The 21,558-nt window shown below is 71.1% G+C and carries 21 protein-coding genes; 8 read left to right on the top strand and 13 right to left on the bottom strand.

Annotated features, from left to right (window positions below; genetic code table 11):
• Window positions 1–307 precede the first annotated feature (307 nt).
• Window positions 308–1,144, top strand: a complete 837-nt coding sequence (locus tag DRB89_RS17845) for a hypothetical protein (protein ID WP_204357754.1) — start codon at window positions 308–310, stop codon at window positions 1,142–1,144.
• 184 nt (window positions 1,145–1,328) lie between these two features.
• A complete protein-coding gene (locus tag DRB89_RS43735; protein WP_204357755.1) occupies window positions 1,329–1,466 on the top strand; it encodes a hypothetical protein in 138 nt (45 codons plus the stop codon).
• A gap of 65 nt (window positions 1,467–1,531) precedes the next feature.
• Here DRB89_RS43735 and DRB89_RS17840 read toward each other — a convergent pair whose 3' ends face one another.
• Complete coding sequence (locus DRB89_RS17840) at window positions 1,532–1,858, bottom strand: metal-sensitive transcriptional regulator (RefSeq protein WP_112449303.1); 327 nt, start codon at window positions 1,856–1,858, stop codon at window positions 1,532–1,534.
• Between the two features lie 194 nt (window positions 1,859–2,052).
• On the opposite strand from DRB89_RS17840, the gene DRB89_RS17835 reads away from it, so the two are divergent.
• Together DRB89_RS17835 and DRB89_RS17830 are read left to right on the top strand one after the other, a co-directional pair.
• The gene (locus DRB89_RS17835; protein ID WP_112449304.1) at window positions 2,053–2,673 is read left to right on the top strand and encodes a DUF47 family protein; all 621 of its coding nucleotides are present in this window, start codon (window positions 2,053–2,055) and stop codon (window positions 2,671–2,673) included.
• 5 nt (window positions 2,674–2,678) lie between these two features.
• The gene (locus DRB89_RS17830; RefSeq protein WP_112449305.1) at window positions 2,679–3,680 is read left to right on the top strand and encodes an inorganic phosphate transporter; all 1,002 of its coding nucleotides are present in this window, start codon (window positions 2,679–2,681) and stop codon (window positions 3,678–3,680) included.
• A 126-nt stretch (window positions 3,681–3,806) separates the two neighbouring features.
• Here DRB89_RS17830 and pstB read toward each other — a convergent pair whose 3' ends face one another.
• From pstB to DRB89_RS17800, 6 genes are all read right to left on the bottom strand, one after another.
• Window positions 3,807–4,583, bottom strand: a complete 777-nt coding sequence (gene pstB / locus DRB89_RS17825; protein WP_112449306.1) for a phosphate ABC transporter ATP-binding protein PstB — start codon at window positions 4,581–4,583, stop codon at window positions 3,807–3,809.
• 56 nt (window positions 4,584–4,639) lie between these two features.
• Window positions 4,640–5,722 (bottom strand): phosphate ABC transporter permease PstA, encoded by a 1,083-nt coding sequence (gene pstA, locus DRB89_RS17820; RefSeq protein ID WP_112449307.1) that lies wholly within the window; start codon window positions 5,720–5,722, stop codon window positions 4,640–4,642.
• Window positions 5,722–6,711, bottom strand: coding sequence for a phosphate ABC transporter permease subunit PstC (pstC, locus tag DRB89_RS17815; RefSeq protein WP_112449308.1), 990 nt, complete (start codon window positions 6,709–6,711; stop codon window positions 5,722–5,724). The genes pstA and pstC overlap by 1 nt, the downstream gene beginning before the upstream one ends.
• A gap of 132 nt (window positions 6,712–6,843) precedes the next feature.
• Window positions 6,844–7,980 (bottom strand): phosphate ABC transporter substrate-binding protein PstS, encoded by a 1,137-nt coding sequence (gene pstS, locus DRB89_RS17810; protein ID WP_112449309.1) that lies wholly within the window; start codon window positions 7,978–7,980, stop codon window positions 6,844–6,846.
• A gap of 312 nt (window positions 7,981–8,292) precedes the next feature.
• Complete coding sequence (locus tag DRB89_RS17805; protein WP_112449310.1) at window positions 8,293–9,213, bottom strand: CHAD domain-containing protein; 921 nt, start codon at window positions 9,211–9,213, stop codon at window positions 8,293–8,295.
• A gap of 4 nt (window positions 9,214–9,217) precedes the next feature.
• A complete protein-coding gene (locus tag DRB89_RS17800) occupies window positions 9,218–11,548 on the bottom strand; it encodes an RNA degradosome polyphosphate kinase (RefSeq protein WP_204357756.1) in 2,331 nt (776 codons plus the stop codon).
• 356 nt (window positions 11,549–11,904) lie between these two features.
• On the opposite strand from DRB89_RS17800, the gene DRB89_RS17790 reads away from it, so the two are divergent.
• Window positions 11,905–12,375: a hypothetical protein gene (locus DRB89_RS17790; RefSeq protein WP_162688624.1), complete on the top strand. Its 471-nt coding sequence runs from the start codon at window positions 11,905–11,907 to the stop codon at window positions 12,373–12,375.
• Window positions 12,376–12,540: 165 nt separating this feature from the next.
• Here DRB89_RS17790 and mshD read toward each other — a convergent pair whose 3' ends face one another.
• Complete coding sequence (gene mshD, locus DRB89_RS17785; RefSeq protein WP_112449312.1) at window positions 12,541–13,473, bottom strand: mycothiol synthase; 933 nt, start codon at window positions 13,471–13,473, stop codon at window positions 12,541–12,543.
• 225 nt (window positions 13,474–13,698) lie between these two features.
• On the opposite strand from mshD, the gene DRB89_RS17780 reads away from it, so the two are divergent.
• Window positions 13,699–15,522 carry a 5'-nucleotidase C-terminal domain-containing protein gene (locus DRB89_RS17780; protein ID WP_112449313.1) on the top strand — a complete coding sequence of 608 codons (1,824 nt, stop codon included), beginning with the start codon at window positions 13,699–13,701 and terminating at the stop codon, window positions 15,520–15,522.
• Window positions 15,523–15,583: 61 nt separating this feature from the next.
• On the opposite strand, the gene DRB89_RS17775 is transcribed toward DRB89_RS17780, so the two are convergent.
• From DRB89_RS17775 to DRB89_RS17765, 3 genes are all read right to left on the bottom strand, one after another.
• Window positions 15,584–15,844 carry a DUF397 domain-containing protein gene (locus DRB89_RS17775; RefSeq protein ID WP_112449314.1) on the bottom strand — a complete coding sequence of 87 codons (261 nt, stop codon included), beginning with the start codon at window positions 15,842–15,844 and terminating at the stop codon, window positions 15,584–15,586.
• The gene (locus tag DRB89_RS17770) at window positions 15,804–16,652 is read right to left on the bottom strand and encodes a helix-turn-helix transcriptional regulator (protein ID WP_112449315.1); all 849 of its coding nucleotides are present in this window, start codon (window positions 16,650–16,652) and stop codon (window positions 15,804–15,806) included. The genes DRB89_RS17775 and DRB89_RS17770 overlap by 41 nt, the downstream gene beginning before the upstream one ends.
• Window positions 16,653–16,752: 100 nt before the next feature.
• The gene (locus DRB89_RS17765) at window positions 16,753–17,637 is read right to left on the bottom strand and encodes an alpha/beta hydrolase (protein WP_343234531.1); all 885 of its coding nucleotides are present in this window, start codon (window positions 17,635–17,637) and stop codon (window positions 16,753–16,755) included.
• Window positions 17,638–17,709: 72 nt separating this feature from the next.
• Here DRB89_RS17765 and DRB89_RS17760 point away from each other — a divergent pair, with 72 nt between their 5' ends.
• Both DRB89_RS17760 and DRB89_RS17755 read left to right on the top strand, forming a co-directional pair.
• Entirely contained in the window at window positions 17,710–18,279 is a 570-nt protein-coding gene (locus DRB89_RS17760; protein ID WP_112449317.1) for a TetR/AcrR family transcriptional regulator, read from the top strand.
• Window positions 18,280–18,354: 75 nt separating this feature from the next.
• Entirely contained in the window at window positions 18,355–19,320 is a 966-nt protein-coding gene (locus tag DRB89_RS17755; RefSeq protein WP_239516205.1) for a phosphatidylinositol-specific phospholipase C, read from the top strand.
• On the opposite strand, the gene DRB89_RS17750 is transcribed toward DRB89_RS17755, so the two are convergent.
• Both DRB89_RS17750 and DRB89_RS17745 read right to left on the bottom strand, forming a co-directional pair.
• On the bottom strand, window positions 19,300–20,793 hold the full coding sequence (locus tag DRB89_RS17750; protein WP_112449318.1) for a HAMP domain-containing sensor histidine kinase: 1,494 nt from the start codon (window positions 20,791–20,793) through the stop codon (window positions 19,300–19,302). The genes DRB89_RS17755 and DRB89_RS17750 overlap by 21 nt on opposite strands.
• Window positions 20,790–21,521 carry a response regulator transcription factor gene (locus tag DRB89_RS17745; protein ID WP_112449319.1) on the bottom strand — a complete coding sequence of 244 codons (732 nt, stop codon included), beginning with the start codon at window positions 21,519–21,521 and terminating at the stop codon, window positions 20,790–20,792. Before DRB89_RS17745 ends, DRB89_RS17750 begins: the two co-directional genes overlap by 4 nt.
• Window positions 21,522–21,558 lie beyond the last annotated feature (37 nt).

Here is a 21,558-nt window from a genome sequence, read left to right as displayed (position 1 = left end):
GCCGCGGATCAGGCCCGGATCAGCCCCGGATCAGGCCCGGAGCCCGCCCGGAGCCTGCCCGGACCGGGCCCCGGACCCGTTCCCGGACCCGTTCCCGGCGCGGCCGGGCGCGCGGCGCACCACCGGGGCGGGAGAACCGGCGTGCGCGCGGTGCCGTGCGCCGTGCGCACGGTTCACGGGTGGTTCGGGCCGTGTTCGCGCGCCGTTCGTGCGGGGCCCCCGGCCGTGACGGGAGGCCCCGGACCTCGTTAAGCGGAGCGGGTGGGCCTCGGGCAGACAGCGGTCACGCGTTGGGGGTTGGCAGGCGATGGTGGTGCACCAGCACAGGCGGAGGCCGGGGCGCGCGGGTCGGACGGCGTTCGCGGTCGGCCTGGCTCTCTCGGTGGCGGCGTTGAGCGGATGCGGCGGCGACGCGGCCGCCGGCGACGACCGGCCCGCCGACGACCCCGCGGCGGCGGTCCGCGCAGCCGCGGACACGCTGGCGAAGACCGGCAGCGCGCGGGCCCGTACGGCGATGGAAATGGCGACCGGCGGCACCCGGGTCACGATCCGGGGCGAGGGCGGGGTCGACTTCAAGAGCCGGATGGGCCAGCTCCTGGTGATGCTCCCGGACGACGCCAAGGGCAAGGCCGAGCACCGGCCCATGACCGAGCTGCTGGTGCCCGGCGCGCTCTACATGAAGAACCGGGGCGCCGGCGTTCCCGACGACAAGTGGGTGCGGGTCGACACGACGGCCCTCGCCGACGGGAACCTCGTCACGGGCGGGGCCACCGATCCGATGGCCGCCGCGGAGCTGCTGCGCGGCGCGCAGGCGGTGACGTACGTCGGCGAGACCGAGGTGGCCGGGACCAAGGTGCGGCACTACCGGGGTACGACCGACATCGCGCGGGCCGCCGCGGCCGCCTCGCCCGCGGTGAAGGGGTCCCTGGAAGCCGCGGCGAAAGGGTTCAGCAAAGACGCGGTGCCCTTCGACGCCTACCTCGACGCCGAGGGCCGGCTGCGGAAGGTCTGCCACCGCTTCACCTATGTCAACAATGGCGTGATCGATGTGTCCTCCACCACGCTGCTCTACGGCTTCGGGACCCCGGTCACCGTCGTTTTGCCGGCAGAAGAGGACATTTACGCGGGAAAGATCGCCGACTAGTCGGCGGGACCCGTACGGGGCGGCGCGATCGGGCCATGGCCGGCCATTGGTCCGGTGTGGGGGGGGCCGGAAATGGTCCATCCGTGTCATGCGCGCCGGGCCGCGTGCTCCCTACGCTGAGAACCGAGCGCCGACGACCGGACGACGGCAGAGAGAGGTGACACGAGTGACTCCCGCTGGCGCCATGACGGTGCAGGACAACGTGGCCCTCGCCGAGATCGAGATGTGCGGCGAGCTGATCATCGCGGCCTCGGCCGCGGTCGAGGAGCGGCTCAGTCAGGACCGGATCGACGAGGTGCTGATGGGCATCTGCTCCGGCTGACTCCGCCGACCCGCTCCACCCTGTACGTCTCCGGGGTGCTCCGGCCCGACCCGCGCCCGCCGCGGTCAGGTGCGCAGCAGCCGGGCGATCGCCTTCGTCGCTTCCTCCACCTTGGCGTCGATCTCGCCGCCGCCCTTGACGGCCGCGTCCGCGACGCAGTGGCGCAGGTGCTCCTCCAGCAGCTGGAGCGCGAAGGACTGCAGTGCCTTCGTGCTCGCCGAGACCTGGGTGAGTATGTCGATGCAGTAGACGTCCTCGTCGACGAGGCGCTGGAGGCCCCGGATCTGGCCCTCGATCCGCCGGAGCCGCTTGAGGTGCTCGTCCTTCTGGTGGTGGTAGCCGTGCACCGCGCCCGCTTCGGCTCCGGAGCCCTCCGCCTGGATGGCAGTCATGCGTCCTCCCGTGGTCCGGATCGAGGGGTGTATACCCCTCATGGGTATAGGGTACCGGCCCCCGGTCGCGGGGGCAGGGGCCCGTGGTCCTCACTCTGCCTGATGGAGGACACTGGGGAACTGCCGGTTAGCCGTGGCCGGGGGATGCGCCTAGCATCAGCCTGACCGAATCCAATGCACCCCGAGGACCTCACGTGCGATTTCGTCTGACCCCCAGGGAGACGAGCTTCTACGACATGTTCGCCGCATCCGCGGACAACATCGTCACGGGCTCGAAGCTCCTGATGGAACTGCTCGGAGCGGACTCCTCCGCCCGAGCCGAGATCGCGGAGCGGATGCGGGCAGCGGAGCACGCGGGGGATGACGCCACCCACGCGATCTTCCACCAGCTCAACTCCTCCTTCATCACGCCGTTCGACCGCGAGGACATCTACAACCTGGCGTCCTGCCTCGACGACATCATGGACTTCATGGAAGAGGCGGTCGACCTGGTCGTCCTCTACAACGTGGAGGAGCTCCCCAAGGGCGTCGAGCAGCAGATCGAGGTACTGGCGCGCGCGGCCGAGCTGACCGCCGAGGCCATGCCCCACCTGCGCACCATGACGAACCTGACCGAGTACTGGATCGAGGTCAACCGCCTCGAGAACCAGGCCGACCAGATCCACCGCAAGCTGCTCGCCCAGCTCTTCAACGGCAAGTACGACGCCATGGAGGTGCTGAAGCTCAAGCAGATCGTCGACGTGCTCGAAGAGGCGGCCGACGCGTTCGAGCACGTCGCGAACACGGTGGAGACCATCGCGGTCAAGGAGTCCTGAACCTCGTGGACACCTTCGCTCTGATCGTGACCATCGGTGTCGCGCTCGGATTCACGTACACCAACGGTTTCCACGACTCTGCGAACGCGATCGCGACCTCGGTCTCGACCCGCGCGCTGACCCCGCGCGCCGCGCTCGCCATGGCCGCGGTGATGAACCTCGCCGGCGCCTTCCTCGGCAGCGGGGTCGCCAAGACGGTCAGCGAGGGCCTGATCGAGACGCCCCACGGGAACCGGGGCATGTGGATCCTCTTCGCGGCGCTGGTCGGCGCGATCGTGTGGAACCTGATCACCTGGTACTTCGGCCTGCCCTCGTCCTCCTCGCACGCGCTGTTCGGCGGCATGGTGGGCGCGGCGCTGGCGGGCGGCACCGAGGTGCTCTGGTCGGGAGTGGTCGACAAGGTCGTCATCCCGATGTTCGTCTCGCCGGTCGTCGGCCTCGTCGTCGGCTACCTGGTGATGGTCGCCATCCTGTGGATGTTCCGCCGGGCCAACCCGCACAAGGCCAAGCGCGGATTCCGCATCGCGCAGACGGTCTCGGCGGCCGGCATGGCGCTGGGTCACGGTCTGCAGGACGCGCAGAAGACCATGGGCATCGTGATGATGGCCCTGGTCATCGCCGACGTGCAGAACGCGGGCGACGAGATCCCGGTCTGGGTCAAGATCGCCTGTGCCGTGATGCTCTCGCTGGGTACGTACGCGGGCGGCTGGCGCATCATGCGCACCCTCGGCCGCAAGATCATCGAGCTGGACCCGCCGCAGGGCTTCGCGGCGGAGACCACCGGCGCCTCGATCATGTTCGGTTCGGCGTTCCTCTTCCACGCGCCGATCTCCACGACCCACGTGATCACCTCGGCGATCATGGGCGTGGGCGCCACCAAGCGCGTGAACGCGGTCCGCTGGGGCGTCGCCAAGAACATCATCCTGGGCTGGTTCATCACCATGCCGGCGGCCGCGCTCGTGGCGGCCGTCAGCTTCTGGATCGTGAACCTGGCCTTCGTGAACTAGCCGTACGGGCAGCAGCGCGACGGCGGAACGAAAGCGGGCCGGCTCCCCCCACCCAGGGGGAGCCGGCCCTTTCGCCTTGCGGTGGCACCGCCATGCAGCACCGCAGGACGCTCATCACATCCGGGTCTAGCCGAAGCGGCCCGAGATGTAGTCCTCGGTCGCCTGGACGGACGGGTTCGAGAAGATCCGGTCCGTGTCGTCGATCTCGACGAGCTTGCCGGGCTGGCCGACCGCGGAGAGGTTGAAGAAGGCGGTTCGGTCCGAGACGCGGGCCGCCTGCTGCATGTTGTGCGTCACGATGACGATCGTGAAGCGCTCCTTGAGCTCGCCGATCAGGTCCTCGATGGCGAGGGTGGAGATCGGGTCGAGGGCCGAGCAGGGCTCGTCCATCAGGAGGACCTGGGGCTCGACCGCGATGGCGCGGGCGATGCACAGGCGCTGCTGCTGGCCGCCGGAGAGGCCGGAGCCGGGCTTGTTCAGGCGGTCCTTGACCTCGTTCCAGAGGTTGGCGCCCTGGAGGGACTTCTCGACGATCTCGGCGAGCTCGGACTTCTTGAAGGAGCCGTTGAGCCGCAGGCCCGCCGCCACGTTGTCGAAGATCGACATGGTGGGGAAGGGGTTCGGGCGCTGGAAGACCATGCCGACCGTGCGGCGGACCGCGACGGGGTCCACGCCGGGGCCGTACAGGTTCTCGTCGTCCAGCAGCACCTTGCCCTCGACGCGGCCGCCGGGGGTGACCTCGTGCATGCGGTTCAGGGTGCGCAGGAAGGTGGACTTGCCGCAGCCGGAGGGGCCGATGAAGGCGGTCACGGAGCGGGGCTCCACGGTCATCGAGATGTCGTCGATGGCCTTGTGGGTGCCGTAGAAGGCGGACAGTCCGCTGACGTCGATTCGCTTGGCCATGATGGTTACTTCGCTTTCATGTGGTCACCGCGGCGGAGCCGCTAATGGACTCGCTTTTAGCGACCGGTCTTCGGGGCCTTCCAGCGGGCGATGCCGCGAGCCACCAGATTGAGGATCATGACGAAGGCGATCAGGACGAGCGCTGCGCCCCATGCCCGGTCGTAGGAGGCTTCACTGCCGACCTTGTACTGCTCCCAGATGTAGAGGGGGAGCGAGGACTGAGGGCCTTCGAAAGGGTTGTTGTTGATCAGCTGGGTGCCGAAGACCAGCAGCATGATCGGTGCGGTCTCGCCGGCGATACGGGCGACGGCCAGCATCACGCCGGTGGAGATACCGCCGATCGCGGTGGGGAGCACGACCTTGAGGATCACGCGCCACTTCGGCACACCGAGGGCCAGGGCGGCCTCGCGCAGCTCGTTCGGGACGAGCTTGAGCATCTCCTCGGTGGAGCGGACCACGACGGGCATCATCAGGATCGACAGGGCCATCGAGCCGGCGAAGCCGGAGGGGCCGAAGCCGAGCATCAGGTTCCACGTCGTCAGGATGAACAGACCCGCGACGATGGAGGGGATGCCGGTCATGACGTCGACGAAGAAGGTGACGGCCTTGGCGAGCGAGCCCTTGCCGTACTCGACCAGGTAGACGGCGGTCAGCAGGCCGATGGGGGCCGAGATCGCGGTGGCCAGGGCGACCTGCTCGATGGTGCCGAGCAGTGCGTGGTAGACGCCGCCGCCGGGCTCGAAGCTGGTCACGCCGTTCATCGAGTGGCCGAGGAAGTCCCCGTCGAGGACCGTCATGCCGCGGCTGATCGTCGTCCACAGCAGCGAGAGCAGCGGGACGAGGGCGAGGACGAAGCAGACCCAGACGACGGAGGTGGCGACCCGGTCCTTGGCCTGACGGCGGTTCTCGACGATCGAGCTGGCGGTGTACGTGACGATCACGAAGAGGATGGCCGCGAGCAGACCCCACTGGATCTTGCTGTCGAGGCCGAAGAGGGTGCCGAGGCCACAGCCGAGGGCGACCGAGAGGACGGCGATGCCGGCCGGGGCCCAGCGGGGCAGGTGGCCCTGCGTCAGGCTGCTGGGGGCGGCGGACTTGGTGGCCCGGGAGGGGCGCGGGTCCTGGAGTGCGTGGCTCATCAGGCGTTCGCCCCCGAGAAGTCCTTGCGACGGGCGATGATCAGCCGGGCTGCGCCGTTGACCAGCAGGGTGAGCAGGAAGAGCACGAGGCCGGAGGCGATCAGTGCGTCGCGGCCGAACTGGTTGGCCTCGTCGAACTTCGCGGCGATGTTCTGCGCGAACGTGCCGCCGCCCGGGTCCAGGATGTGGCCGGAGATCAGGAAGCTCGGGGAGAGGACGGTCGCGACGGCCATCGTCTCGCCGAGCGCGCGGCCGAGGCCCAGCATCGAGGCGGAGATGACACCGGAGCGGCCGAAGGGCAGCACCGACAACCGGATGACTTCCCAGCGGGTCGCGCCGAGGGCCAGTGCGGCTTCCTCGTTCATGCGCGGGACCTGCAGGAAGACCTCGCGGCTGACGCTGGTCACGATCGGCAGGATCATGATCGCGAGCAGGATGCCGACGGTGAAGAGCGAGCGCGCGACGCCGACCTGGGTCTTGTCGAAGACGTAGGTCCAGCCCATGTACTCGTCGAGCCAGAAGTTCAGCCCCGCGAGCTGCGGGACGAGGAAGAGGGCGCCCCAGATGCCGTAGATGATCGACGGCACGGCGGCCAGCAGGTCGACCACGTAGGCGAGCGGGGCGGCCAGCTTGCGCGGCGCGTAGTGCGAGATGAAGAGGGCGATGCCGACGGCGATCGGAACCGCGATGGCCATCGCGATGATCGAGCTGACGACGGTGCCGAAGAGCAGGACGGCGATGCCGAAGACGGGGGGGTTGCCCGAAGCGTTCCAGTCGAACGTGGTGAGGAAGTTGCCCTCGTTGTCCGCCAGAGCGATGGACGCGCGGTAGGTGAGGAAGGCGGCGATCGACGCCATGATCACCAGGAGCAGGATGCCGGAGCCCTTGGAGAGGCCGGCGAAGATCTTGTCACCGGCGCGGCCGGTGGACCTTCCGCTCTTGGAGACAGGCGGAGCCGTGTCTATCTGGGTGGGTGTGGTGGAAGCCATGATCTTTCCGGTCTGGATGGGGGGCAGGCCCCCTGGCGGCGGTGCACCGGATCCCCTGGGTGGAGGGGAGGGTCCCCGGGCCGGTCCGCTCCCCGGACGGGGGGAGCGGACCGGATGGTCCGGGGGTCTTTATCAGGCGAGCTTCGCGATGACTTCGCGGACCTTGGCGTTGATCTCGGCCGGGATCGGGGCGTAGCCGTTCTCCAGCAGGATCTTCTGGCCCGCGTCGGACGCGGCGTAGTTCAGGAAGGACTTCAGGGTCGGGAGCGTCTCGGCCTTGTTGCCCTTGTCGCAGACGGCCTCGTAGGTCACCAGGACGATCGGGTAGGCACCCTCGGCCTTGGTGGCGTAGTCGAGCTTCAGTGCCAGGTCGTCGCCGGTGCCGGAGATCTTGGCGGCGGCGATGGCCTTGGAGGCGTTCTCGCCGGTGGCCTTGACCGGAGCGGCGGCGCCCGTGTTCACGTCCACGGTCTTGATGCTCTGCGAGGAGGCGTAGGAGAGCTCGAAGTAGCCGATCGCGCCGTCAACGGCCTTGACCTGCGAGGCGACACCGGAGGAGCCGGAGGCGGCCTGGCCACCCGGGGCCGCCCACTTCTTCGCGGGGTCGAACGTCCAGGCCTCGGGAGCGGCGGCCTTGAGGTACTTGGTGAGGTTCTCGGTGGTGCCCGAGTCCTCGGAGCGGTGGAACGCCTGGATCGCGGTGGCGGGAAGCGTGACGCCGGGGTTCAGCTTCTTGATCGCCTCGTCGTCCCACTTCTTGATCTTGTCGCTGAAGATCGCGGCGAGGGTGGGGGCGTCCAGCGTCAGCTTGTCCACGCCGGCGACGTTGAAGCCGATGGCGATCGGGCCGCCGACCATCGGGAGGTCGATGCCCTGGCCGCCGGTGCAGATCTTCTTCGATTCCTCGACCTGGTCGGGCTTCAGCGCGGAGTCCGTACCGGCGAAACTGACCGTGCCCTGGTTGAAGGCGACGATGCCCTCACCGGAGGAGACCGACTTGTAGTTGACCTCGACGCCGGAGCAGGCGGCCATGTAGTTCTTGACCCACAGGTCCACCGCGTTCTTCTGCGCGGAGGAGCCGGAGCCGAGGAGCTTGCCCTTGGCGCCGTCGCACTTGATGTCGCCCGCAGCGGCGGAAGGCTTGCCCGAGGCGCCGGCGTCGTTCTTGGTGTTGTCGTCCGAGCCGCACGCCGTGAGGACCAGGGCGCCGGACACGACGAGCGCCCCGAGGGCGGAGGCACGAAGCATGTTCTTGCGCTGAAGCTTCACTTTCGGGTGTTTCCTTCCAGAAGCCGCCGGCCGCTTTCTGCGTCCGGGCGGCGTGCGAAGAGGACTACGTCGGTTGCCCGGGAGAGCCGCTCGCCTTGGCGGCGGCCCGTCCCTTGCTCCTACGAAGTTAGGCAGATCAGGTGAAGCGGCCGACCGGGGTAAGTGAACGGATGGTGAACCGTGGCGGACGGGGTGGTGTGTCCGGACGGGGACACCACCGGACGTCATCTTCCGTTATCCGGCCGTTACCGTAGCGTGATCGCCCGGGCTCCCCGGAACCACGCCTCAGACGCATGCCCTCAGACCTCGCCCTCAGACGCCGGCGTGGCTGGTTTTCGGCTGCCAGATGTGGTGGAAGGTGGCGCGCGAGGCCTCGACCTCGTGGCGCTGGTCCGCGTGCAGGACACCGAGGGCGTAGGCCGTGGCCGGGGCGATACGAGGGGTCCGCGCGGCCGTGGCCGACGCGCCGGCCGCCTCCGCCGCGTCCCGGTGGCGGTCCAGGGCCTCGCCGGCGGCCGCCAGCCGGGCCACGTCCTCGCCCAGCGCCTCGCGTGCGTAGCGGTGGACCCGCAGCAGGCGGCGCACCTCGTTCCACGGGCCGTCGTGATCCGCGTTGTACGGGTGGGAGGGGCAGGGGGACGGCAGCGAGGCCACCGCCCCGCACAGGCGGGATTCGGCCACCGCTGCCAGCGGGGCCAGGACGTCGTCCACCGTGCCGCGGGCCGCGACCGGTTCCAGCGGGACCTCGGAGGCCAGCACCGCCACCGCGTCCGCGACCGCGTGGAAGCGGGAGGAACCCAGCGCCTGGAGGGTCGCCGAGTGGGCGCGGGTGCGCGACAGGGTCAGCTGGCGCTCCAGCAGGGCGCCCGCGCGCGCCGAGCCCACGGTCAGCGAGCCCGCCGCGCCGCGCGGCGCCGGGACCTCGGGGGTCCCCGTGAGCCGGTGCAGGGCGTCCATCAGCCGGGCCAGCCGGGCGGCGTGGCCGTGCTCGTCGGCCAGCGTCGAGGAGAGCCAGACCAGCTCGGTGCGCAGCGAGTCCGCCCACGAGGAGTCGGCCACCGCTCTGAAGGTGGCCAGCGAGGACGAGATGCGGCGCGCCGCCCCCCGCAGGCTGCGCGCCGCCTCACTGCCTTCGGCGGCTCCGCTCACTGCGCTTTCGTCGTGCAGGCGCAGCCCCCGCAGGAAAGCGGTGGCCTGCGCGCGCAGGTACGTACCGAGTACGTCGCCTGCCATCAGGTCATGGTTTGGCTGAGCCACGCCGGCGCCTCCGGGCGTCTATGAGCATCTCCTGAACGTGCCGCAGCGGCTGGCCCTCGCTGTCGGTGCTGTGCCGGGTCCATTCGCCGTCCGGGCCCAGGTGCCAGGAGGTGGTGGCGTCGGACATCCCGGTTTCCAGCAGCCGGTCCAGTGCCGCGCGGTGGCCCGGGTCGACGACCCTGACCAGTGCTTCGATACGGCGGTCGAGATTGCGGTGCATCATGTCGGCGCTGCCGATGTACACCTCGGGTTCGCCGCCGTTGCCGAAGGCGAAGACCCGGGAGTGCTCCAGGAAGCGGCCGAGGATGGAGCGGACCCGGATGTTGTCCGAGAGCCCGGGGACCCCGGGGCGGATCGCGCAGATGCCGCGGACCCAGATGTCGATGGGCACGCCGGCCTGCGAGGCCCGGTAGAGCGAGTCGATGAGCGCCTCGTCGACGATCGAGTTCATCTTGAGGCGCACGTACGCGGGGCGGCCGGCCCGGTGGTGGGCGGCCTCCTTGTCGATCCGGGAGATCAGGCCGTCGCGCAGCGAGCGCGGGGCCACCAGCAGCCGGCGGTAGGTCTCGCGGCGCGAGTAGCCGGACAGCCGGTTGAAGAGGTCGGAGAGGTCGGCGCCGACCTGGGAGTCGGCGGTGAGCAGGCCGAGGTCCTCGTAGAGCCGTGCCGTCTTGGGGTGGTAGTTGCCGGTGCCGACGTGGGAGTAGCGGCGCAGCGTGTCGCCCTCCTGGCGGACGACGAGCGAGAGCTTGCAGTGGGTCTTGAGGCCGACGAGGCCGTAGACGACGTGGCAGCCGGACTCCTCCAGCTTGCGCGCCCATTTGATGTTGGCCTGCTCGTCGAAGCGGGCCTTGATCTCGACGAGTACGAGGACCTGCTTGCCGGATTCGGCGGCGTCGATCAGGGCGTCGACGATCGGGGAGTCGCCGGAGGTCCGGTACAGCGTCTGCTTGATGGCGAGGACGTCCGGGTCGGCGGCGGCCTGCTCCAGGAAGGCCTGCACCGAGGTGGAGAAGGAGTCGTACGGGTGGTGCAGCAGCACGTCCCGCTCGCGCAGCGCGGCGAAGATGTCGGGCGCGGACGCGGACTCGACCTCGGCGAGGTCGCGGTGCGTGCCGGCGACGAACTTCGGGAACTTCAGCTCCGGGCGGTCCAGCGAGGCGATCCCGAAGAGCGCGGTCAGGTCCAGGGGACCGGGCAGCGGGTACACCTCGGAGGGGTTGACCTTCAGCTCCTGCACGAGGAGGTCCAGGACGCCGGGGTCGATGGACTCCTCCACTTCCAGGCGGACCGGCGGGCCGAAGCGGCGGTTCCTGAGCTCCTTCTCCAGGGCCTGCAGGAGGTTCTCGGCGTCGTCCTCCTCGACCTCGAGGTCCTCGTTGCGGGTCACGCGGAACATGTGGTGCGCGAGCACCTCCATGCCGGGGAACAGCTCCTCCAGGTGCGCGGCGATGACGTCCTCCAGGGGGACGTAGCGCTGCGGGGAGGCCTCCAGGAAGCGGGAGAGGAGCGGCGGGACCTTGACGCGGGCGAAGTGGCGGTGGCCGCTGACGGGATTGCGCACGACGACGGCCAGGTTCAGGGACAGGCCGGAGATGTACGGGAACGGGTGCGCGGGGTCGACGGCCAGCGGGGTGAGCACCGGGAAGATCTGGTTGCGGAACAGGGTGAAGAGGCGCGCCTGCTCCTTCTCGGTGAGGTCGGGCCACCGGATGAGGTGGACGCCCTCCTCGGCGAGCTGCGGGGAGATGTCCTGCTGGAAGCAGGCGGCGTGGCGGGCCATGAGCTCGCGGGAGCGGGTCCAGATGAGGTCGAGGACCTCACGGGGCTGCAGGCCTGAGGCCGAACGGGTGGCGACGCCGGTCGCGATGCGGCGCTTGAGGCCGGCGACGCGGACCATGAAGAACTCGTCGAGGTTGCTCGCGAAGATCGCCAGGAAGTTCGCCCGCTCCAGGAGGGGCGTCGTCGGGTCCTCGGCGAGCTCCAGCACCCGCTCGTTGAAGGCGAGCCAGCTGCGCTCCCGGTCGAGGAAGCGGCCCGCGGGCAGCTCACCGGTGTCCTTCTCGTCGTAGGCGTCCAGATCCGCGTCGAGATCCGGTTCCAGATCGACGTGCGGGCGGTGGGCGGCTATGGAGCCGAGGCGCGCGTGTGCGCCCGTGGCCGCGCGCGCGGCGACCGCCTCGGGCGTGGCGGCGGCGGCGGCCACGGACGCGGAGACGTCGGCGGCCGAGGGCGCGGACGGGGACGCGAACTTCTGCGGCGGCTGCTGGGAGGGGACCTCGGTGGGGCCTGCGCTGGGCTTGTGGCTCATGACTCCATTCTTCCGCGCACGCGGCAGGACAGGCGCGTCGGAAGTGTCGGCCGTCAGTCGGAGTCGGGGCTGCATGCGGTCAGCTTCGCGAGCGCGCGTGAATGGGTGGTTAATGGTGTGTGGCTTCCGGGGGCCGGGAGCGTGGCGGGGCCGGGGCCGGGGCCTGTCGGCCCGGGGCCCGCCCCGCAGCCCGGCCCGGGCTGCGCCGGGGCACCTGGGGCTGCGCCGGGGAGTCCCGGGCTGCGCCCGGGCACCTGGGGCTCCGCCCCGCACCCCGCGCCTCACACTCCCCCGGCTACCGCTGGGAGGTGCCCCCTGGCGGGGCTGGATCCGGCCGCGGGCCGGGGTTGGCCGGCGTGGCCGGGCTGGGTTCTGCCGTCGGGTGGAGTGCGGGCCGATCGGCTCGGGCCGCGCGGGGGTGCGGGACGGCAGGGGGTTCGGCGGGCACCGCCCTGCGCAACGCCGCCATCGCCGCGAACAGCACCCCCGCGAGCGACACGCTCAACCTCGCGCCCGGGTGCACGTACGGGCTGACCAGCGAGCTGCCGGCCTTCACGGCGCCGACGGTCGTCAACGGCAGCGGCGCCGTGATCACCCGGGCGGCGGGCACGTTCCGCATCCTGACCGTCGACCGCGGCAGCCTGACCCTGCGGACCACGGTCGTCACCAATGGGGACGCCTCCGGCAGCGCCGTCGCGAACGGCGCCGGCGGCGGGATCGTCGTCACCGGCAACGGCACCCTCACGGTGACGGCGAGCGTGGTCCGCGCCAACGCGGCGGCCTCGCCAACGGAGTGCCGTCCGTCGCCGCCGGGACCGCGGCGCTGAACGCGGCCGGCGTCACCGGCAACACGGCGACCGGCGGGGCCACCGGCGGGATCCACGACAACGGCGGCGCCGTGTCCCTGCGGGCCGCCCGGGTGGTCACGAACACCCCCCGCCGACTGCGTGAGCAGCCCGAACCCGGTACCCGGGGGCCCGCGCGACCGGGTCTCAGCTCTCCGTGCGGTACATCAGGTCGGTCTCGTGGGTGGTGAAGCCCAGGCCCTCGTAGACGGCCAGGGCGGCCGGGTTGTCGGCGTCGACGTAGAGCATCGCCGTCGGCAGGCCGGCCGCCGCCAGGTGGCGCAGGCCGATCGCGGTGAGCGCCTTGCCGAGGCCGCCGCCCTGGGCGCCGGGGCGCACGCCGACGACGTACACCTCGCCGAGCTGCTGCTCGGCGTGGACCTTCGTCCAGTGGAAGCCGACGAGCTCGCCGTCGCGCTCGGCGAGGAAGAAGCCCTTCGCGTCGAACCACGGCTGCGCGATGCGGTCGTTCAGGTCCCGCTGCACCAGCGCGCCCTGCTCCGGGTGGTGGGCGAAGGCGGCCGCGTTGACGGCGAGCCAGGCCGCGTCGTCGGCGCCGGGGACGAAGGTGCGGACCGTCACGCCGGCCGGCAGGGCCGGCTCGGGCAGCGGGGCCGCGTCCGGGCCGAGCGGGCGGCGCAGCTGGCGCAGTTCGCGGAACAGGGTCAGGCCGAGGACCTGCGCGAGGTGGCGGGCGGCGGACTTGCCGCCGTGCGCCCACACCCGGATCCGCTTGCCGGAGGCGGCCAGCAGGGCGCTGCCCAGCGCCCGGCCGTGGCCGCGCCCGCGCATCGAGGGGTGTACGACGAGTTCCGCGGCGGGGGCCTCCACCGGGTCGGTGTCCTCCAGCTGTCCGTAGCCGGCGAGCCGGCCCTTCTCGGTGAGCAGGAAGTGCCGGATCCCCTCGCGCGGGCCGCCGCGCAGCTGGAGGCGGCCCTGCTCGGACACGGCGGTGGTGCCGTCGGTGCGGGCCGCGTCCCCGATCAGGGTGAGGACGGAGTCGGCCTGTTCCTCCGTCAGTTCGTCGAGGGTCTCGATCCGGCGTCCCGGCTCCAGGGCGGCTGCTGCGTCGTCAGTCATGGGGCGAGCCTACGACCACGGCGGGAGCCTGTCCGGGTACGGCCGCCCCGGCCCGCCCGAAGGCCGCCCGCGGGCCGCCCGGCGGCGCTGCGTGCGCGGTCGCGAGGGCGCCGCGTCGTCTGCGTGTAACCAGCTCGATACCCGGTACCCCTGTCGCGCTACGCGCGTTGACTCTAGGCTTCGGCAGACCTCCCAAGATGTATCGCTGTCCACAAAGGGGACTAAATGTCAGCGACGCCACAACGGCACCGCCGAGCCCGCCGGTTGACCCTCACCGCCCTCGCCGTCACGACGGCCGCCGGTGCGATGGTCGCCGCCGCCCTTCCGGCCGGAGCCGCGAGTGGTGGCGGTCACGGCCACGACCACGGCCGTACCGTCGATGTGCAGATGCTGTCGTTCAACGACCTCCACGGCACGCTGGAGCCCCCGCAGGGCTCCTCGGGCACCGTGACCGAGCGTCAGGCCGACGGCACCACCAAGGCCATACCCGCGGGCGGTGTCGAGTACCTCGCGACCGGCCTGCGCGAGGCCCGCAAGGGCCACCCGTACTCCGTCACCGCGGCGGCCGGCGACATGATCGGCGCCAGCCCGATGGTGTCCGGCCTCTTCCACGACGAGCCGACCATCGAGGCGCTCAACGGCCTCGACCTGGACGTCTCCAGCGTCGGCAACCACGAGTTCGACGAGGGCAAGACCGAGCTGCGCCGCATGCAGTACGGCGGCTGCCACCCGGTCGAGGGCTGCTTCGAATACGGCAAGACCTTCGAGGGCGCGGACTTCAAGTACCTCGCGGCGAACGTCGTCGACCAGAAGACGAAGCGTCCGATGATGAACCCCACCTTCATCTGGAAGAAGGGGGACGTGAAGATCGGCTTCATCGGCGTCACCCTGGAGGGCACTCCGGACGTGGTGACCGCCGACGGGGTCAAGGGCCTCACGTTCGGCGACGAGGTCGAGACGATCAACAAGTACGCCAACGAGCTGAACAGGCAGGGCGTGAAGTCGATCGTGGCGCTGGTCCACGAGGGCGGCCTGCCCGCGAGCGGCGCGTACAACTACGACTGCGACGTCCCGGGCGCCGGCGCCGGCATCTCCGGTGCCATCGTCGACATCGCGAAGAACGTCTCGCCGAAGGTCGACGCCCTGGTCACCGGCCACACGCACCAGGCGTACGCGTGCAACATCCCCGACCCGGCGGGCAACCCGCGCACGGTCACCTCGGCCGCCTCCTACGGCCGGCTGTTCACGGACACCACCCTCACGTACGACCGCAAGACCAAGGACATCGTCCGGACGCCGGTCGCCCCGCCGAAGCCGGTGCAGAAGGTCGTCACCCGTGACGTGCCCAAGGCCCCGGACCTGACCGAGCTCATCCAGCGCTGGAACGCGCTGGCCGCGCCGATCGCGAACCGCCCGATGGGCTGGATCGCCGGCGACATCGCGGGCCGCGGCTCGGCGGAGTTCGAGAAGCCGCTCGGTGACGTGATCGCGGACGCGCAGTTGGAGGCCCTGGCCCCGGCGGCGAAGGGCGGCGCGCAGCTGGCCGTCATGAACCCGGGCGGCATCCGCGCCGACCTCGCCTACAAGGCGGCGGGCGCCGAGGGCGACGGTGTCGTGACCTACGGCGAGTCGTACACGGTCCAGCCGTTCACCAACATGATGAACGTGGTCGACCTGACCGGCGCGCAGCTGGTCACCATGCTCCAGCAGCAGGTCAGCGGCACGGTCAACGGCCCGAACCCGAAGATCCTGCAGGTCTCCAAGGGCTTCACCTACACCCTGGACACCACGAAGGCGGGCGCCGACCGCATCGTCGTGGACTCGGTGAAGCTGAACGGCGTGGCGCTCGACCCCGCCAAGACCTACCGGGTCGCGATGAACGAGTTCCTCGCGGGCGGCGGTGACGGCTTCACCGTCCTGAAGGAGCACAAGAACAAGCTGGTGGGCGCGTCCGACCTGGACGTCTTCAACGCCTACCTGGCCGCGCACTCCACGGCCACGGCGCCGCTGGCCGTGCCGGCGGCGGACCGGATCACGGTCGTCAAGTAGTCCGTACGCGCTTACGCGTGAGGGGGGTGGGCCACGGCGGCCCACCCCCCTTCGGCATGTCTCAGAGCGCGCGCACGAACGCCGTGAAGGCGGCCGGGCCGACGGTGAAGGCGGGCCCGCCGGGGTTCTTGGAGTCCCGGACGGCGATCCGGCAGGGCTGGGCGGCGATCTCTACGCAGTCGCCGCCATTGCTGCCGCTGTACGAAGCCTTGCGCCAGGCGGCGGTGCCGAGGGGGGCGCACTCGACGCATTCGCCGCCGTTGCTGCCGCTGTACGAGGACTTACGCCACCGCGCGCCCGTCAGGTTCTGGATGGTGTCCATAGCGTTCCTCCATTACGCGGGCGATCAGCGCGGCCGATTTCCCAGGGGAGAGGGCCTCGGCCTGGAGGCGAGCGTATCCGACGGAACGCTCCCTGATTACTTGAGGATTGGCGGTCATATGCCCGGAGTCGTAGCTCTCGCTGTAGTGAAGGTCCGGGTCGTTCTCGAACCGCAGGACGGTGAATGAACCCATCATTCCCGCGTGCTGACCAGCGGCGAAAGGCAGCACCTGGATGTTCACCCACTGCCGGTCGCGGAGGTCCAACAGGTGCGCGAGCTGGTTCCGCATGACCGCATGGCCACCGATTTCACGGTGCAGGGCGGCCTCGTCCAGCACCACCCACAGCACCGGAGGAGTCCCGCGAGACAGGATGCGCTGCCGGTCGATTCGAGCAGCCACCGGCGCATCGACTGTGTCTGGTTGTTCGACGCCGATGACCGCCCGCGCGTACGCCTCCGTCTGGAGAAGCCCGTACACCAACTGACACTGGTACGTGGAGATGTACTCTGCCTTCGCCTCCATCTCGGCGTACGGCTGGAACCACGTCGGCAGCTGACTGCGCAGGACCAGTCCCACCAGGCGGGAGAACAACCCGCCCGTGTTCAGTGCCGCGTCGAGGCGTTCCGAGAAGTCCCGGGTCGGGACCTTCCGCGCCGTCTCGATCTGGCCGATGAGCGAGCCCGCGCAGAAGATGATGTCCCCCAGCTGCCCCTGTTTCAGCCCGGCGGCCTCCCGCAGGCGGCGCAGTTCCGAGCCGTAGTAGTCCAGCGGGGAGGCGCTGGGATCGAGACTGCGGATGTTGACCATGGAGCGGTCACCCCCAAGTGCACACCGTGCGGCGTTCGTTTCGGTTGTCACCGAGGGTAGTGAGATGACCGCGGCCCGGTGGCGGGAATCCGCAACTCGGTCAGAGGCCCGCGAGGAAGCCGCGGACGGCCGCGGCGAAGCCCTCCGGGTCCTGGAAGGGCACGAAGTGCTCGGTGTCGAGGCCGACGTACGAGGTTCCCGGACGCCGGGAGACCATCGCCTCGGCCTGCTCCGCCGGGAGCACGTCGCTGCGCAGGCCGTGGATCAGTAGCGCCGGGCAGTCGCTCGCCAGCCAGACGTCCCAGCGGTCGCCGTCGCCCTCGGCCACCGTGGCCAGGGTGGCCTGCGGGTGGAACGGCAGCCGCCAGCCGGTGCCTCCCCCGGACTCCGTCCGGGGGGACCCCCCTGGCAGCGGGCGCAGGAACGGCCCGGCCCCCTCGCCGAACGGGCCGAGGGCGGTGATGAGCTCCTCGCGGGTCGGCGCGGTGTACGGCAGGCCGTGCAGGAAGTCCCAGAAGGACGGGCCGTCCTCGCGCGGGCTCCGCACCGGGGCGTCGACGTTGACCAGGGCGGAGACCAGATCGGGCCGGGCGGCGGCGAGGTGGTAGGCGTTGACCCCGCCGAGGGAGAAGCCGAGGACGGGCACCGGGCCGCCGGGGTCCAGGTGTTCGAGCAGGGCCGCGGCGTCGGTGACGTAGCCCGCGCGGCTGTACTCGGAAGCCAGGTCGGAGTCTCCGTGGCCGCGCTGGTCGGGGGCGATGACCCGCCAGTCGTCGCCGAGGGCGGCGGCCAGCGCGGTGAAGTGGGCGCCCTCGGACAGGCCGCCGTGGAGGGCGAGCAGGGGGCGGCCGGCTCCGCCGAAGTCCAGGTAGGACAGGGTGCGGTCGTCGATCTTCAGCTCGTGGCGCATGGCGTCGCTCTCCCCGGTGTGCTGGTCGTTGTGCTGGTCGGTGTGTCGATCATCAGCCTGCCAGGATTTGGGCAAGCGCGCAATACGGTTGTGTAGGGCACTTGCCCAAAAAGAGGGGTCGGACAGAGGCGCGGATACGATCCCGGCATGGGAAATCGCGAGGACCTGCTGGCCGGAGCCCGGCGCTGCCTGGAGGAGACGGGGTACCTCCGCACGACCGTGCGCGACATCGCCACGGCGTCGAAGGTGAGCATGGCCGCGATCGGCTACCACTTCGGGTCCCGCGAGGTGCTGCTCAACCAGGCGCTGTTCGCGGCCATGGACGAGTGGGCCGCCGGCTCCGGCAGGCTCGCGGGGCAGGGCGACACCGCCCGGGAGCGCTACGCCGACACCTGGGACCGCAAGATCCGGGACTTCCGCGAGACGGGCTGGCTGTGGACCGCCTCCGTCGAGGCCTTCGTCCACGCGCAGTCCTCGCCCGAGCTGCTCGCGATCATCGCCGAGGGGCAGCGCCACAACCGCCGCATGGTGGCCGCGCAGCTGCGCGGGGTGCCGCAGGACGAGGTCGCGGAGGAGGACGTACGGGCCCTCGGGTCGGTGCACATCGCGCTGCTGACCGGGGTCATGGTGCAGGTCCTGACCGACCCGGAGCATGCGCCGAACGGGCACGAGATCGCCCAAGGGCTGCGCGCGATGGCGGAGTTGCTCGAAAGCTGAAATCTACCCGTGGGTAGTAATGCGTGGCTCCGCGCGCCATAATCCCGCCACCACTGGGTCGGCAAAGGGGCGGGCATGGGCATGGGCGTGGGTACGGGCGTGGACGCGGGTACGGGCGTGGACGCGGACACGGGCACGGAAGCGCGGCCGGGTCGGGGCGCGGGGCGCGGGGGGCGCGGGTTCCTCGCCGGGGCCGCGGCCGTCGGGGCCGGCGTGGCGCTGGGGGCGGGGGCCGCTCCGGCGTCCGCGTCCACGCGGGCGCTGTCGACCCGGGACTGGATGTCCGGACTCGGCGACTCCACCGCGCTCCAGCGGATGACCATCCCCGGCACCCACGACTCCGGCGCCACCCGGGGCGGGCTCTATGTCGCCTGCCAGAACACCTCCGTCGCCGAGCAGCTCGACTCCGGGATCCGCTTCCTCGACGTCCGCTGCCGGGTGACCGGTGGATCCTTCGCCATCCACCACGGCGCGTACTACCAGAACCTGATGTTCGGCGACGTTCTCGCCGCCTGCTGGAACTTCCTCGCCGCGCACCCCTCCGAGACCGTCCTGATGCGCCTCAAGCAGGAGTACTCGGAAGACAGCAACGCCACCTTCCGGGCCGTATTCGACGACTACCTCGACAACCGGGGCTGGCGGCCGCTGTTCAAGATCGCCGACGCGCTGCCCACCCTCGGACAGGCCCGCGGGAAGGTCCTGCTGCTCCCCGACAACGGCGGCCTGCCCGGCGGCCTGCGCTACGGCGACGGCAACGTCTTCGACATCCAGGACGACTACATGGCGGAGCCCTTCGCCAAACGGGGCAAGATCGAGAACCACTTCCGCAGGTCCGTGTCGCAGCCCGGGAAGTTCTTCATGAACTACACCAGCACGGCCGCGGCCCTGCCGCCTCGCTGGAACTCCGACCGGCTGAACCCGCAGGTGCACTCCTTCGTCGACGGCTCGGAGCTGGCCGGCCGCACCGGGCTCGGGATCGTCCCGATGGACTTCCCCAACACCCGGTCCGGCCTGGTCGCCTCACTGATCCGGCACAACTGACGGCTGCGGCCGGGTCCGCGGCTCGGTCTGCGGGGGCGGCGGGGTCGGGGCTCCCGGGACGCGGAGCACCGCCTCCGTGCCCGGGCCGCCGCGGGCCGGCGCCCGCAGCTCGGCCGTGCCGCCCGCGCGCAGCACCGTACGGGCCACGATGGACAGGCCGAGGCCGCTGCCGGGCAGCGCGCGGGCCGAGGGGGAGCGCCAGAACCGCTCGAAGACGTGCGGGAGGTCCTCGGCCGGGATGCCCGGCCCGTGGTCGCGCACGATCAGCTCGCCCGACCGCAGCGAGACGACGACCGTGCCGCCCGGCGGGCTGAACTTCACCGCGTTGTCCAGGACGTTGACGACGGCGCGCTCCAGGGCGGCCGCCTCGCCGCGCACGTACCAGGGCGCCAGGTCGGAGACGAACTTCAGCTCGGGACCGCGCAGCCGGGCCCGCGACAGCGCCGCGCCCGCGATGTCGTGCAGGGCCACCACGCCCAGCGGGCCGGGCGCGGCCGCGTCCGGCCGCGACAGCTCCTGCAGGTCGCCGATCAGCGAGGCCAGTTCCGTCATCTGCGCCTTGACCGAGGCCAGCAGCTCCCTGCGGTCCTCGGGCGGGATGGCCCGGCCGGTCTGCTCGCTGCGCGCGAGCAGCTCGATGTTGGTGCGCAGCGAGGTGAGCGGGGTGCGCAGCTCGTGCCCGGCGTCCGCGATCAGCTGGGCCTGGCGCTCCTGGGAGGAGGCGAGGGCGGCGGTCATCGAGTTGAAGGAGCGCGACAGCCGGGCGATCTCGTCGTCGCCCTCGTCGGGGATGCGGACCGTCAGGTCCTCGGTGCGGGCGATGTGCTCGACGGCGCCGGTCAGTTCGTCGACCGGGCGCAGCCCCGTACGGGCCACCCACAGGCCGGCGGCGCCGGCGCCGACGACTCCGATGCCGGCGACCAGGACGAGGACCCAGGCCAGGGTGGACAGGGGCTTGTCGATGTCGGCGAGCGGCTTGGCGACCGAGATGCCGAAGAGCGGGGAGTTGGCCGTGACCCGTGCGGGCTGGGTGTAGACGCGCATCTCGACGCCGTCGGCGGTCGTCACGTCGTGGAGCGTGGCGTCGCGGGTGCCCGCGGCGATCTCCTTGTCGATCGCGGTGACCGGCAGGGTCGCGGGACCGCTCACCCAGCAGTGGATGCCCTCGGCCGTCACGATCTGCACGGACGCGTTCAGGTTCCCGGCGATCTCCTGGCCGGGCTGGGTGGTCTGGCCGGGCTGGTTGGTCGGCGCCTTCTCCGGGCACGGGCGGTTGTCGCGGATGACGCGGCTGACCTCCACGGCGGCGTTCGTGGACATCAGGGACCGGTCCAGCTGCTCGCTCAGCTGCGCCCGGACCATCACCCAGGACACGCCGGCGACGGCCGCGACGGCGACCGCCACCGCGACCGTGACCAGCAGGGCGAGGCGCGAGCGCAGGGGCAGCCCGCGGAATCTGGCGGCCGGGCTCATTCGGGGCCGCTCTCGCCCGCGCGCAGGACGTAGCCCACCCCTCGTACGGTGTGGACCAGGCGGGGCTCACCGCCGGCCTCGGTCTTGCGGCGCAGGTACATCACGTAGACGTCCAGGGAGTTGGAGCTGGGCTCGAAGTCGAAGCCCCACACGGTCTTGAGGATCTGCTCGCGGGTCAGGACCTGGCGCGGGTGCGCGAGGAACATCTCCAGCAGGGTGAACTCGGTACGGGTCAGCTCCACCGGGCGGCCGGCGCGGGTGACCTCGCGGGTGGCGAGGTCCATGCGCAGGTCGCCGAAGGTGAGGGCGTCCTCAAGCTCGCCGTCCCCGGGGGCGGGGGCGGCGTAGGAGCTGCGGCGCAGCAGCGCGCGGACCCGGGCGAAGAGCTCGTCCAGCTCGAACGGCTTGACCAGGTAGTCGTCGGCGCCCGCGTCGAGGCCGGTGACCCGGTCGCCGACGGTGTCGCGGGCGGTCAGCATCAGGACCGGCGTGGTGCTGCCGGAGGCGCGCAGTCTGCGGGCCGCCGTCAGACCGTCCATCCGGGGCATCTGGATGTCGAGGATGATCAGGTCCGGGGCGTACGAGGCCGCCTTGTCGAGGGCGTCGAGCCCGTCGACGGCGGTCTGCGTGCCGTACCCCTCGAAGGCCAGGCTGCGGCGCAGGGCCTCGCGCACGGCCGGTTCGTCGTCGACGACGAGGATGCGCTGCTGGTCGCCTTCGGCGGTCATTCAGGTCCCCCAGGGGTGGTGGTCGGTCTCCTACCAG

It is taken from the genome of Streptomyces sp. ICC4 (assembly GCF_003287915.1).
GTDB classification, from domain to species: domain Bacteria; phylum Actinomycetota; class Actinomycetes; order Streptomycetales; family Streptomycetaceae; genus Streptomyces; species Streptomyces tritrimontium.
The sequence above is the reverse complement of the archived record's forward strand: the minus strand, read 5'-3'. Positions and strand labels throughout refer to the sequence as shown.